The organism is Erwinia sp. STN24 (assembly GCF_041320675.1).
Classification (GTDB): Bacteria; Pseudomonadota; Gammaproteobacteria; order Enterobacterales; family Enterobacteriaceae; genus Erwinia; species Erwinia aeris.
In genome coordinates this window covers 67,599-79,831 of record NZ_JBGGPM010000003.1, presented here as the reverse complement: position 1 = coordinate 79,831, position 12,233 = coordinate 67,599, and the positions used below count along the sequence as shown (strand labels likewise).

Here is a 12,233-nt window from a genome sequence, read left to right as displayed (position 1 = left end):
CCGACCGCGAGGCGATCGGTTTACTTTTCGCCTGCGGCTTCCCGCGCGGCGACTTCCGCGTTGAGTTCAGCCAGCTTCTCCATCATCAGCTCGCGGCAATGGGTCGCCAGCTTGCGCACGGATTGGTCGGCGAAGGCGGCGGTATCGATCGGCGGCAGCATCTCAATGATCACCAGACCGTTATGCAGCCGGTTCAGCTTGATTTTATCGTGCGTATTGCTGACCACGATAGGAATAATAGGTACGCCTGCGGCCATAGCGGCGTGAAACGCGCCGGTTTTAAACGGCAACAGCCCGCGTCCACGGCTGCGCGTCCCTTCCGGGAACATCCAGAAGGAGATCTTCTTCTTTTTAAACTGGTCGATCAGCTGGTTAATGGTGCCGTGCGCTTTGTTGCGGTTGTCACGGTCGATCAACAGGTTGCCGGTCAGCCAGTAAAGCAGGCCAAAGAACGGCACCCACAGCAGCGTTTTTTTGCCTACCGTCACCGTGGTTGGCTGTACGACTTTTGCCGCCGTGATCATATCGTAGTTGTTCTGATGGTTGGCGATGTAGATCGCATTAGGATAGTTTTCCGCCCCTGCCGGCTTGCGGATTTCCACCTTCAGACCAAACAGCGGCGACAGGCGACCGAACAGATGGCCAAACGTCGCCACGTGGCGGGGATTACGGGGACTGAACAAACACCAGATGCAGCCGAAAATGCACACCAGGATTGAATAAACGATCGTCACGACGATCCGAAAAATTGACAGCATCACATCCTCATTATTGCCGGGCCGGAGACGCCTTAAGGCAGGCGCTCCGGCATTACGCCTTATCGGGCGCGCCGGGTGAAGTATATCCTGAAATCAGCAGGCTATGCTGCTTTTCACCGCGCGGCGCGGCCCGGATCACTCTTCGCTTTCACTGGCCTCAGGCCGTGCAGGCCCGTCCACCTCTACCCGATCGATACGCTGCAGGCCACGCGGCAGCAGCGTGCCGCGACGGCCGCGCTCGGCACGGAACTTCTGCAGGTCTTCCGGTCGCAGCGTCAGCTTGCGTTTGCCGACGTGCAGCGTGATGGCGGTTTGCGGCGTCAGCAGCAGCAGCCAGGCCAGCTTGTCGTCGCCCGCCGCCGCTTCCGCCGCCGGGATTGAGACAATCTTGTTGCCCTTGCCTTTGGACAGCTGCGGCAGATCGGCCACCGGGAACATCAGCATCCTGCCTGCGGCGGTGATCGCCAGCAGCAGGTCGTCCTCGTGATGGATCGCCTGCGGCGTCATCACTTTGGCATTCTGCGGTAGCGTCAGCAGCGCTTTACCGGCACGGTTGCGCGACACCAGATCGCTGAAGGTGCAGACGAAGCCGTAGCCCGCATCCGACGCCAGCAGCAGCTTCTGATCGTCCGCCTCCATCAGTACCTGCTCCACCACCGCGCCCGGCGGCGGCGTCAGCTTGCCGGTCAACGGCTCGCCCTGCCCGCGCGCGGAAGGCAGCGTCACCGGATCGAGCGTATAGCTACGACCGGTGGAGTCGATAAAGGCCACCGGCTGGTTGCTCTTGCCGCGCGCCGCCGCGCGATAGCTGTCGCCCGCCTTATAGCTCAGGCCGCCCGGATCGATATCGTGTCCCTTGGCGCTGCGCACCCAGCCCATCTGCGACAGCACAATAGTCACCGGCTCGGACGGCACCAGCTCGTTTTCGCTGATCGCTTTGGCCTCTTCGCGCTCGCGCAGCGGCGAACGACGATCGTCGCCATAGGCTTCGCTGTCGGCCTGTAGCTCTTTTTTCAGCAGCGTATTCATTTTACGTTCTGAAGCCAGAATGCCCTGTAAACGGTCGCGCTCTTTGCCCAGCTCGTCCTGCTCGCCGCGGATCTTCATCTCTTCCAGTTTGGCAAGATGACGCAGCTTCAGTTCCAGGATCGCTTCCGCCTGGGTTTCGCTGATGCCGAAGCGCGAAACCAGCACCTGCTTCGGCTCGTCTTCGCTGCGGATAATGTGGATCACCTCATCGATATTGAGGAAGGCGACCAGCAGGCCTTCCAGAATATGCAGGCGCTTCAGCACTTTTTCCAGCCGGAAATTCAGGCGGCGACGCACGGTGTCGCGGCGATAAACCAGCCATTCGCTGATGATTTCAAGCAGGTTTTTTACCGCCGGACGGTTATCCAGCCCGATCATATTCAGGTTGATGCGATAGCTTTTTTCCAAATCGGTGGTGGCGAACAGATGGTTCATTACCTGTTCCATATCCACCCGGTTGGAGCGCGGCACAATCACCAGACGCGTCGGGCTTTCGTGATCGGACTCATCGCGCAAGTCTTCCACCATCGGCAGCTTTTTATTGCGCATCTGCGCGGCTATCTGCTCCAGCACGCGCGCGCCGGAAACCTGGTGCGGCAGCGCGGTAATAACCACGTCGCCCTCTTCTTTCTTCCACACCGCGCGCATACGCACGGAGCCACGGCCGTTCTGATAGATTTTGCGGATCTCGGCGCGCGGCGTGATGATTTCCGCTTCGGTCGGATAGTCCGGCCCCTGCACGATATCCAGCAGCTCATCGAGCGTGGTTTTCGGCGCATCGATTAGCTTGATGGCCGCGTTGGCGACTTCGCGCAGGTTGTGCGGCGGAATATCCGTCGCCATCCCCACCGCAATCCCCGTGGTGCCGTTAAGCAGGATATTCGGCAGGCGCGCGGGCAGCATTGCCGGCTCCTGCATGGTGCCGTCAAAGTTCGGCACGTAATCCACGGTGCCCTGGCCCAGCTCGCCTAACAGCAGCTCGGCATATTTTGACAGGCGTGACTCGGTGTAACGCATCGCCGCAAAGGATTTCGGATCGTCCGGCGCGCCCCAGTTTCCCTGACCGTCCACCAGCGGATAGCGGTAAGAGAAAGGCTGCGCCATCAGCACCATCGCCTCATAACAGGCGCTGTCGCCGTGCGGATGATATTTACCCAGCACGTCGCCCACGGTACGGGCCGATTTTTTAAACTTGGCGCTGTTGTTCAGGCCCAGCTCCGACATCGCGTAGACGATACGGCGCTGCACCGGCTTCAGGCCATCGCCGATATACGGAAGCGCACGATCCATGATGACGTACATGGAATAGTTGAGATAGGCCTCTTCCGTAAACTTATGCAGAGCGCGACGCTCTGCCCCATCCTGAGTCAAATCGCTCATTACTTTTTGTTCCTCACATCATGGCGTCACGGGCACGCCACATCGGGGCCGTTTGGCGGGAATAGTACCTTATCCGGGCCGCTTCTGTCACAGATAACCGTGACGGCATACGCTTTCCTGCGTGGCGTGATTATTGCTCACAGCGCAAAAGTATTGTGATCAAAAACTCATTTTTAACCCCTGCCTTCGCGCGTACACTGAGGCCAGTTTTGAATACTGGAGAAGAAGATGCGCATTTTTATTATTGACGCCGGAAAAACCTTTGCCCATTCCAAAGGCGAGCTGAACCATACGCTGACCGACGTGGCCGCGACTTACCTGCGCGAAGCCGGTCATCAGGTTGACGTTACCGTGGTGGACAACGGCTACGTGGTGGCCGACGAGATCCAAAAATATCTGGCCGCCGACACGGTTATCTATCAGATGCCGGGCTGGTGGATGGGCGAACCGTGGATCCTGAAAAAATATATCGATGAGGTCTTTACCGAAGGCCACGGCACCCTGTACGCCAGCGACGGCCGCACGCGCTCCGACGCCTCGAAGAAGTATGGTTCCGGCGGGCTGGTTCAGGGTAAAAAATATATGCTTTCCCTGACGTGGAACGCGCCGCTGGAAGCCTTTACCGATCCCGACCAGTTCTTTGAAGGCGTGGGCGTGGACGGGCTTTACCTGCACTTCCACAAGGCGAATCAGTTCCTGGGAATGGAAGCGCTGCCGACCTTTATCTGCAACGATGTGATCAAGCAGCCGGATGTCCCACGCGATATCGAGCGTTATCGGACACATCTGGGCCAGATCTTTGCTTAACTGTTAAGACCGTTCTCTTAAAAGGAAAGACCATGCTCACCGTGATTGCTGAAATTTGTGTCAGGCCCGGCCGCCGCCGTGCGGTCATGCAGGCGATTGAACAAGTAATCCCGACGGTGTTAGAGGAAGAAGGCTGCGGCAGCTACCGGATGCTGGTGGATCACCAGGCGCAGGTGCCGTGGAAACAGAACTCGCCCGACTCGGTGTTTATGGTCGAGCAGTGGGATTCCTTACGGCATCTGGAACGGCATCAGCAGGCCGCGCATATGGAGCAGCACCGCGGCCGCATTAAAGATGACGTGCTGGACGTGAGGATTTTCGTGCTGGAACCGGCGTAAAGAGTAAGAAGGGACGAACCGGGTTCGTCCCTTGAGGTTGCTGACAAACTCATCCACTGTCATCAAGTCGCGTGCGGGTCGGTGGAAAGCAGCAGAGGCAGATCGGAACACGGACACGCCGTAAACCCATCCGTGGGGGCTCGTTTCGCTGTAAAAAAATTCAGTCCGCACGAACCCGCTGGCTTTGTCAGCAGTCTGAAGGGACGAACCGGGTTCGCCCCCTTTTTTTGTGGCTTGCCGTCATAGCGATAGCCGCGCCGTCCGCTCTATTATCGATACCGTTCGGGGGCTGCCCGGCAAGGTCACGCCGGTGGCGATGCTTCCAGCTGCTCGCTGCTCCACTGCAGGAAATGGCTTACGCGGGGAAAGCGGGCAAAGCCGCGCGGCCAAACCAGATGATGCGCGTTCACCGGCAGGCTGCATTCGTCGCCAAACACCCTGACCAGCGTGCCGCTACGCAAATATTCTGCCGCCAGCAGCTCGCTTTCAAACACCACACCGTGCCCCAGCCTTGCCGCCTCCAGGCTCATATAAGAACGATCGAAGCGAAACAGCCAGTCTTTGGTCGGCTGCGCTAATTGCATCGCGGCAAACCACTGCGGCCACTGAATTAAAGGCGACTCGGAAAGGATTAGCGCATGATTAATTAATTCCGCCGGCGTCGCGACCGGATGCTTTATCAAATAATCGGGCGATGCTAATACCGACATTTTTTCATGGCGGATGGTTTTAACTTCCAGTGATTTCCAGTCGGGAAAGCCGTGGCGCACCGCAATATCAATATTGTCACGGCTGAAAGATAAATTTTCGTAGGAACAGGAAAGCGTGACCTGTATTGCAGGATAGCGCTCGCGGAATTTATGCAGGCGCGGCAGCAGCCAGAGCAAACCAAAACTGGGCGCGCAGTGAATGCGCAGCGCGCTGCGCGCTTTCTCATTACCGAGACGGGTGCTGGCCTGGGTCAGCCCCAGCAGCAACGGGCTGATTTCTTTCAGATAGTTTTCACCGGCCAGCGTTAACGTCATGCCTTTGGGCGAGCGGTTGAACAGCAGGCAGCCCAGCTCTTTTTCCAGTTTTGCCAGCTGATGGCTGGCAGCAGAGGCGGTAATATTCACTTCTTCCGCCGCACGCGCCACATTGCCGTAATGCGCAACTTCTTCAAAAATCCTGAGCGATTTTATCGAAGGGCAAAAATCTGCGTGTTTTTCCATGCGGCTCCTTAAATGAATTTTGTGACAGATGCCCGCTTTTTTCCGCGAGAAATGTTAACTGCATCAAATCCATCTTTCTATTCAGCATCGAATGAATTTTTTTGCATTGCCAGTTTAGCCGTAATTTCCAATTCTGAATGTGACCCTGCCGGTAGCGATACCGAACCACTAAAAAAGATTATTACGGAGTGGATTATGTTGCTGAAAAATAAAGTTGCGATTATTACGGGCGCCGCCTCTCAACGCGGGATTGGCCGTGCCACCGCCGCCTGTTTCGCCCGTCACGGCGCGCAGGTGGTGATTCTGGATCTGGATGAAAACGCGGCGCGACATGCGGCTGAAGAGCTGGGTGCCGGTCATCTGGGCCTGGCGGCCAACGTCACCGATCCCGCTGCGGTGCGCCAGGCCGTTTCCCGCGTGGTCAGCGAGTTTGGCCGCATCGACGTGCTGGTAAATAACGCAGGCATTACGCAGCCGGTAAAAACGCTGGAAATCAGCATCGAAGACTATAACCGTATCCTGGACGTCAATCTGCGCGGCACGCTGCTGATGTCACAGGCGGTGATCCCAACCATGCAGCAGCAAGGCGGCGGCAGTATTGTTTGCCTCTCTTCCGTTTCCGCCCAGCGCGGCGGCGGCATTTTCGGCGGCCCGCACTACAGCGCGGCGAAAGCGGGCGTGCTGGGCTTAACCAAAGCGATGGCGCGCGAGTTTGGCCCGGACCAGATCCGCGTCAACGCGCTGACGCCGGGCCTGATCCAGACCGATATTACCGGCGGCCTGCTGCAGGAAGAGCGGCGTCACGCCATTATCGACGGCATCCCGCTTGGCCGCCTGGGCGCGGCAGACGACGTGGCTAACGCCGCGTTGTTCCTTGCCAGCGATCTCGCCAGCTACCTGACCGGCATCACGCTGGACGTTAACGGCGGCATGTTGATCCACTGATCGGCTCCTTCCAGCAGGCTTCTTTCACTCCGGGAGTGAAGAGTATGACAACGCTTAATCTCAGCGCGACGACCGTCGCGCGCGATGCGACCTATCGCAAAATCGCCTGGCGGCTGATGCCGTTTTTAATGCTTTGCTATCTTTGCGCCTATCTCGACCGGGTTAACGTCGGCTTCGCCAAGCTGCAAATGATGGACGATCTGGCCCTGAGCGAAACGGTGTACGGCCTGGGGGCGGGTATTTTCTTTATCGGCTACTTCTTTTTTGAAGTGCCCAGCAATCTCATCCTGCATCGCGTCGGCGCACGCCGCTGGATTGCCCGCATCATGATTACCTGGGGGCTGATTTCCGGCCTGTTCGCCTTTGTGGAAACGGCCTGGCAGTTTTATCTGCTGCGCTTTTTTCTCGGCGTGGCCGAAGCCGGTCTGGCGCCCGGCCTGCTGCTTTATCTCACCTACTGGTTCCCCTCGCATCGCCGCGCCCGCATGACGGTGCTGTGGTTTGTGGCGATCCCGCTTTCCGGCATGATCGGCGGCCCGCTTTCCGGCTGGATTATGGAAGCCTTCGCCGGTTTTCACGGCTGGGCAGGCTGGCAGTGGATGTTCGTACTGGAAGCGATTCCGACCATGCTGATGGGCTTTGTGGTGCTGATGGTGCTCAAGGATCGCGTTGAGCAGGCGCCCTGGCTGGACGAGAGCGAAAAGCGCATGGTGCGTGCCGATTTGGATGAGGATAATCAGCAAAAAGCGCATCACGGCACGGTGAAAGCTTTTGTGGCCGACAGGCGGCTGTGGCTGCTGGCGCTGATCTACTTTTGCGTGGTGATGGGCCAGTATGCGCTGACCTTCTGGCTGCCGACGCTGGTCAGAAACTCCGGCATCCGCGAGCCGCTGCATATTGGCCTGCTGACCAGCCTGCCCTATCTCTGCGCCATCGTTTTTATGCTGATGGCGGGCCGCAGCGGCGACCGGCATCGCGAGCGGCGCTGGCATCTGATCGTGCCCATGGCGATCGGCGTGGTCGGGCTGACGCTGGCGACGTCGCTGGGTCACAGCGTACCGGCCTCGCTGTTTTTCCTCTGCGTGGCCGCCGCCGGCATCCTTTCCGCCTCTTCCCTGTTCTGGATGCTGCCGACCAACCTGCTCGGCGGCGTCTCGGCGGCGGCAGGCATTGCCGCGGTGAACTGTATCGCGAATCTGGCGGGCTTCTTTTCACCGTGGCTGATCGGTTCTATCACCACCGCCACCGGTTCGCCCGCTTCGGGCATCTACTTTATTGCTGCTGTTTTGCTGCTCGGCGCGCTCTGCGTGCTGCGTATTCGCGCAGCAGACGTTAACCGTTAATCAGGAGATAAGATGAACAGCGTTTCTGCCACACTTACGCTCAAACAGCGCGCAAACAATATCCGTCGTCATGCGCTGTTAATGGGACAGGTTCAGGGTCAGGGCTATATCGGCCAGGCGTTAGGCGCTGCCGATTTGCTGGCCGTCAGCTATTTTCACGCGCTCAATTTTCGTCCTGAGGAGCCGGAATGGGAAGCGCGCGACCGTTTTTACCTTTCTATCGGCCACTACGCTATTGCGCTGTACGCCGCGCTGCTGGAAGCGGGCGTGCTGCCCGAGGCCGAGCGCGAAACCTATGGCAGCGACGAGAGCCGCCTGCCGATGTCCGGCATGGCCGCTTATACGCCCGGTATGGAGATCACCGGCGGCTCGCTTGGGCACGGCTTAGGCATTGCGGTTGGCGCGTGCCTGGGGCTGAAAAGCAAAGGCTCCGCTTCCTTTGTTTATAACCTGCTTTCCGACGGCGAGCTGAATGAAGGCTCGACCTGGGAAGCGGCGATGTCGGCCTCGCACTGGCGGCTGGATAACCTGATCGCCCTGATCGACGTCAACAATCAACAGGCCGACGGCCACAGTTCGGAAATTCTGGCGTTCGAGCCGATTGTCGATCGCTGGCGGGCCTTTGGCTGGCACGTGCAGCGCGTGGACGGCAACGATATCGCCGCGCTGACCGCCGCCTTTGACGCCGCGCGCGCCTGGGCTGAACCGCAGCCGCGCGTAATTATCTGCGATACCAAAATGGGTAAAGGCGTGCCTTTCCTGGAAACGCGCGAAAAAACGCACTTTATCCGCGTGGATGCCGACGAATGGGACAAAGCCCTCACCGCGCTTGAGCAAGGGGAATAACATGACTACCGCAACAAAGAAACGCCTGACCACGTCCGCTATGATCGCCTCCATCGCCGCAGAAGGTCAGCCCGTGCAGTCGGCCCCTTTCGGCCATGCGCTGGTAGAGCTGGCGCGCCAGCGCACCGATATCGTTGGCTTAACGGCCGATCTGAGCAAATACACCGATCTGCATCTGTTTGCCGAAGCCTTCCCGGAACGCTTTTTTCAGATGGGCATGGCGGAGCAGCTGTTGATGAGCGCCGCAGCGGGCATGGCGCGGGAAGGCTTTACGCCTTTTGTCACCACCTATGCGGTGTTTGCCTCGCGCCGCGCCTACGATTTTATCTGTATGGCGATAGCGGAAGAGAACCTGAACGTCAAAATCGCCTGCGCGCTGCCTGGCCTGACCACCGGCTACGGGCCGAGCCATCAGGCGACCGAGGATTTGGCTATTTTTCGCGGGATGCCGAATCTGACCATTATCGATCCCTGCGACGCGCTGGAAATCAGCCAGGCGGTGCCCGCCATAGCCGAGCATAGCGGCCCGGTCTATATGCGCCTGCTGCGCGGCAAAGTGCCGCTGGTGCTGGATAAATATGGCTATCAGTATCGCCACGGCAAGGCGCAACGGCTGCGCAGCGGCAAACATGCGGTGATTATCAGCAGCGGGCTGATGACCATGCGCGCGCTGGAAGCCGCAGAAGCGCTGGAGAAAAGAGGCATCGAGGTTGGCGTGGTGCATTCGCCGATGATCAAGCCGCTGGACGAGGCCACCATCCTGCGCGAGGCGGGCGAAGCGGTGAACGAGAACCGGCTGGTGATCACGGCGGAAAACCACTCCATTACCGGCGGGCTGGGCGAAGCGATAGCGGCGACGCTGATGCGGCACGGCGTGACGCCGCAATTCAGACAGATTGCCCTGCCGGACGCTTTTCTGGCGGCGGGCGCGCTGCCGACGCTGCACGATCGCTACGGTATTTCGACGGCGGCGATGGTTACGCAGATTACAAGCTGGCTGGAAGGGTAACGGAAAGCCCCGAAGCGTTGCGCTTCGGGGCCGAGTTCAGGCAGGATTAAACCTCGATTTCCGCCATATGGCCTTTTTCCTGCAGCCAGTTGCGGCGATCTTCCGAGCGTTTCTTCGCCAGCAGCATATCCATCACCGCCAGCGTCTGTTCCACGTCGTCGTCGTCAATGGTCAGCTGCACCAGGCGACGGGTATTGGGATCCAGCGTGGTTTCACGCAGCTGTAGCGGGTTCATCTCGCCCAGGCCTTTAAAGCGCTGCACGCCCGGCTTGCCCTTTTTACGCTTCAGCTGATCCAGAATGCCCGCTTTCTCTTCCTCATCCAGCGCGTAGTAAACCTCTTTACCCAAATCGATGCGGTAAAGCGGCGGCATCGCCACGTAGACGTGCCCGTTTTTCACCAGCGTGCGGAAGTGCTTCACGAAAAGCGCACAAAGCAGCGTAGCGATATGCAGACCGTCGGAGTCCGCATCGGCCAGGATACAGACTTTGCCGTAGCGCAGCTGGCTCATATCTTCGCTGTCGGGATCGATACCGATAGCGACGGAAATATCATGTACTTCCTGCGATGCCAGCACCTCGTCCGAAGAGACTTCCCAGGTATTGAGGATCTTGCCTTTCAGCGGCATGATCGCCTGGTATTCACGATCGCGCGCCTGCTTGGCCGATCCGCCTGCGGAGTCCCCTTCCACCAGGAAGAGTTCCGTGCGGTTCAGATCCTGCGCGCTACAGTCCGCCAGCTTGCCGGGCAGCGCCGGGCCGCTGGTGAGCTTTTTACGCACCACCTTTTTCGCCGCACGCATCCGGCGCTGGGCGCTGGAAATCGCCAGCTCGGCCAGCATTTCCGCCGCCTGCACGTTCTGGTTCAGCCACAGGCTGAAGGCATCTTTCACCACGCCAGAGACGAAGGCCGCGCACTGGCGGGAAGAGAGCCGCTCTTTGGTCTGACCGGCAAACTGCGGATCCTGCATTTTCACCGACAGCACGTAGGCGCAGCGATCCCAGATATCTTCCGCCGACAGCTTCACGCCGCGCGGCAGAATATTGCGGTATTCGCAGAACTCGCGCATCGCATCCAGCAGGCCCTGACGCAGGCCGTTGACGTGCGTGCCGCCCTGCATGGTCGGGATCAGGTTGACGTAGCTTTCCGTCAGCAGCTCGCCGCCTTCCGGCAGCCACAGCAGCGCCCAGTCCACCGCTTCGATATCGCCGGCAAAAGAGCCGACAAAAGGTTTTTCCGGCAGCGTCGGCAGGCCGTTAACCGCTTCCGCCAGATAGTCCGTCAGGCCGTCGGCGTAGCACCAACTTTGCTCGGTATTGTTCACTTTGTCTTTAAAGACGATTTCCACGCCCGGACAAAGCACCGCTTTCGCCTTCAGCAGATGGCTGAGGCGCGATACCGAAAAGCGCGGGCTGTCGAAGAACGACGGGTCCGGCCAGAAGCGTACGCGCGTACCGGTGTTGCGTTTGCCGACCGTGCCGGTGACGTGCAGATCCTGCACTTTGTCGCCGTTTTCAAACGCCATTTCATACACTTCGGCATTACGGCGCACGGTGACTTCCACGCGCGTCGACAGCGCGTTTACCACCGAGATGCCCACGCCGTGCAGGCCGCCGGAAAACTGGTAGTTCTTGTTAGAAAATTTGCCGCCCGCATGCAGGCGACAGAAGATCAGTTCAACGGCCGGTACGCCTTCTTCGGGATGGATATCGACCGGCATACCGCGACCGTCGTCAATCACTTCCAGCGACTGATCGGCGTGCAGGATCACTTCGACGCGTTTGGCATGGCCCGCCAGCGCTTCATCCACGCTGTTGTCGATCACTTCCTGACCTAAATGGTTAGGACGCGACGTATCGGTATACATGCCCGGACGGCGGCGAACGGGTTCAAGGCCGCTGAGTACCTCAATGGAATCAGCGTTATAGCTGGACTGAGTCATTGTATCAATCTTGATGGCTGTAAATGAGTGAGCCCCACGTCCCGCTTCAGGCAGCGAGGCCTAAAAAGTCCAGGATCGGGGAGAAATGGCGTTCGAATCCGATAAAAGCATGATTTCCGCCCTCTTCAACCGTCTGACGGCAGGCGCTGTAGTAGCCTACAGCCTGGCGGTAATCGAGCACTTCATCGCCCGTTTGCTGCAGCAGCCAGAGCAAATCCGGCGACTCTAACGGGTCAATCTGCATCACTTTCAGATCGTAAATGTGGCGTGACTCTAACACATATTGCTGCCCGGTGTACGGGTTCTGATTCAGACCCAAATAATCCACCAACAGCTCAAAAGGCCGCACCGCAGGATTGACCACCACCGCTGGCAGCATGAAGCATTGCGAGAGCCACGTCGCATAGTAGCCGCCCAGCGACGAGCCGACGATCCCCACGGCTTCGCCCGATAATCCCATGATCAGGCTTTCCAGCATCAGCGCCGCGTCCGCCGGGTAAGGCGGCAGCTGCGGCACAATAACCTGGATTTCCGGATGCCGCGTGGCCAGCCACTGCCGGAACTGCGTCGCTTTAGCCGACTGCGGCGAGCTGTTGAAACCGTGCAGGTAGATCAGCGTGGCCAT

General features: G+C 58.9%; 11 protein-coding genes. 6 read left to right on the top strand and 5 right to left on the bottom strand.

Translation table 11 applies throughout. The features are described from left to right. Positions 1–20: 20 nt before the first annotated feature. A complete protein-coding gene (locus ACA373_RS13000; protein ID WP_253458259.1) occupies positions 21–758 on the bottom strand; it encodes a 1-acylglycerol-3-phosphate O-acyltransferase in 738 nt (245 codons plus the stop codon). A gap of 135 nt (positions 759–893) precedes the next feature. After that, positions 894–3,167 carry a DNA topoisomerase IV subunit A gene (parC, locus tag ACA373_RS12995; RefSeq protein WP_253458256.1) on the bottom strand — a complete coding sequence of 758 codons (2,274 nt, stop codon included), beginning with the start codon at positions 3,165–3,167 and terminating at the stop codon, positions 894–896. A gap of 228 nt (positions 3,168–3,395) precedes the next feature. On the opposite strand from parC, the gene ACA373_RS12990 reads away from it, so the two are divergent. Both ACA373_RS12990 and ACA373_RS12985 read left to right on the top strand, forming a co-directional pair. Next, positions 3,396–3,974: an NAD(P)H-dependent oxidoreductase gene (locus ACA373_RS12990; protein ID WP_125287216.1), complete on the top strand. Its 579-nt coding sequence runs from the start codon at positions 3,396–3,398 to the stop codon at positions 3,972–3,974. Positions 3,975–4,006: 32 nt separating this feature from the next. Continuing rightward, on the top strand, positions 4,007–4,312 hold the full coding sequence (locus ACA373_RS12985) for a putative quinol monooxygenase (protein WP_253458253.1): 306 nt from the start codon (positions 4,007–4,009) through the stop codon (positions 4,310–4,312). Between the two features lie 302 nt (positions 4,313–4,614). Here ACA373_RS12985 and ACA373_RS12980 read toward each other — a convergent pair whose 3' ends face one another. Next, complete coding sequence (locus ACA373_RS12980) at positions 4,615–5,523, bottom strand: LysR substrate-binding domain-containing protein (protein ID WP_253458250.1); 909 nt, start codon at positions 5,521–5,523, stop codon at positions 4,615–4,617. A gap of 195 nt (positions 5,524–5,718) precedes the next feature. On the opposite strand from ACA373_RS12980, the gene ACA373_RS12975 reads away from it, so the two are divergent. The 4 genes from ACA373_RS12975 to ACA373_RS12960 are packed head-to-tail and all read left to right on the top strand — an operon-like array spanning position 5,719 to position 9,666. Beyond that, on the top strand, positions 5,719–6,468 hold the full coding sequence (locus ACA373_RS12975) for an SDR family NAD(P)-dependent oxidoreductase (RefSeq protein ID WP_370734617.1): 750 nt from the start codon (positions 5,719–5,721) through the stop codon (positions 6,466–6,468). A gap of 44 nt (positions 6,469–6,512) precedes the next feature. Continuing rightward, positions 6,513–7,811 (top strand): MFS transporter, encoded by a 1,299-nt coding sequence (locus ACA373_RS12970; RefSeq protein ID WP_253458245.1) that lies wholly within the window; start codon positions 6,513–6,515, stop codon positions 7,809–7,811. Positions 7,812–7,823: 12 nt separating this feature from the next. Continuing rightward, positions 7,824–8,657, top strand: a complete 834-nt coding sequence (locus ACA373_RS12965; RefSeq protein ID WP_253458242.1) for a transketolase — start codon at positions 7,824–7,826, stop codon at positions 8,655–8,657. Between the two features lies 1 nt (position 8,658). Then, positions 8,659–9,666: a transketolase family protein gene (locus ACA373_RS12960; RefSeq protein ID WP_253458239.1), complete on the top strand. Its 1,008-nt coding sequence runs from the start codon at positions 8,659–8,661 to the stop codon at positions 9,664–9,666. A gap of 46 nt (positions 9,667–9,712) precedes the next feature. Here ACA373_RS12960 and parE read toward each other — a convergent pair whose 3' ends face one another. After that, complete coding sequence (gene parE, locus ACA373_RS12955; protein WP_253458236.1) at positions 9,713–11,608, bottom strand: DNA topoisomerase IV subunit B; 1,896 nt, start codon at positions 11,606–11,608, stop codon at positions 9,713–9,715. A 46-nt stretch (positions 11,609–11,654) separates the two neighbouring features. Then, positions 11,655–12,233 (bottom strand): esterase YqiA, encoded by a 579-nt coding sequence (gene yqiA, locus ACA373_RS12950; protein WP_125287208.1) that lies wholly within the window; start codon positions 12,231–12,233, stop codon positions 11,655–11,657.

Bases quoted from the DNA above. Each gene is read 5' to 3' on its own strand.
- ACA373_RS12965 (WP_253458242.1), top strand. From the start codon at position 7,824: ATGAACAGCGTTTCTGCCACACTTACGCTCAAACAGCGCGCAAACAAT.
- ACA373_RS12990 (WP_125287216.1), top strand. From the start codon at position 3,396: ATGCGCATTTTTATTATTGACGCCGGAAAAACCTTTGCCCATTCCAAA.
- ACA373_RS12960 (WP_253458239.1), top strand. From the start codon at position 8,659: ATGACTACCGCAACAAAGAAACGCCTGACCACGTCCGCTATGATCGCC.
- ACA373_RS13000 (WP_253458259.1), bottom strand. From the start codon at position 758: ATGCTGTCAATTTTTCGGATCGTCGTGACGATCGTTTATTCAATCCTG.
- ACA373_RS12970 (WP_253458245.1), top strand. From the start codon at position 6,513: ATGACAACGCTTAATCTCAGCGCGACGACCGTCGCGCGCGATGCGACC.
- parE (WP_253458236.1), bottom strand. From the start codon at position 11,608: ATGACTCAGTCCAGCTATAACGCTGATTCCATTGAGGTACTCAGCGGC.
- ACA373_RS12975 (WP_370734617.1), top strand. From the start codon at position 5,719: ATGTTGCTGAAAAATAAAGTTGCGATTATTACGGGCGCCGCCTCTCAA.
- yqiA (WP_125287208.1), bottom strand. From the start codon at position 12,233: ATGGCCACGCTGATCTACCTGCACGGTTTCAACAGCTCGCCGCAGTCG.
- parC (WP_253458256.1), bottom strand. From the start codon at position 3,167: ATGAGCGATTTGACTCAGGATGGGGCAGAGCGTCGCGCTCTGCATAAG.
- ACA373_RS12985 (WP_253458253.1), top strand. From the start codon at position 4,007: ATGCTCACCGTGATTGCTGAAATTTGTGTCAGGCCCGGCCGCCGCCGT.
- ACA373_RS12980 (WP_253458250.1), bottom strand. From the start codon at position 5,523: ATGGAAAAACACGCAGATTTTTGCCCTTCGATAAAATCGCTCAGGATT.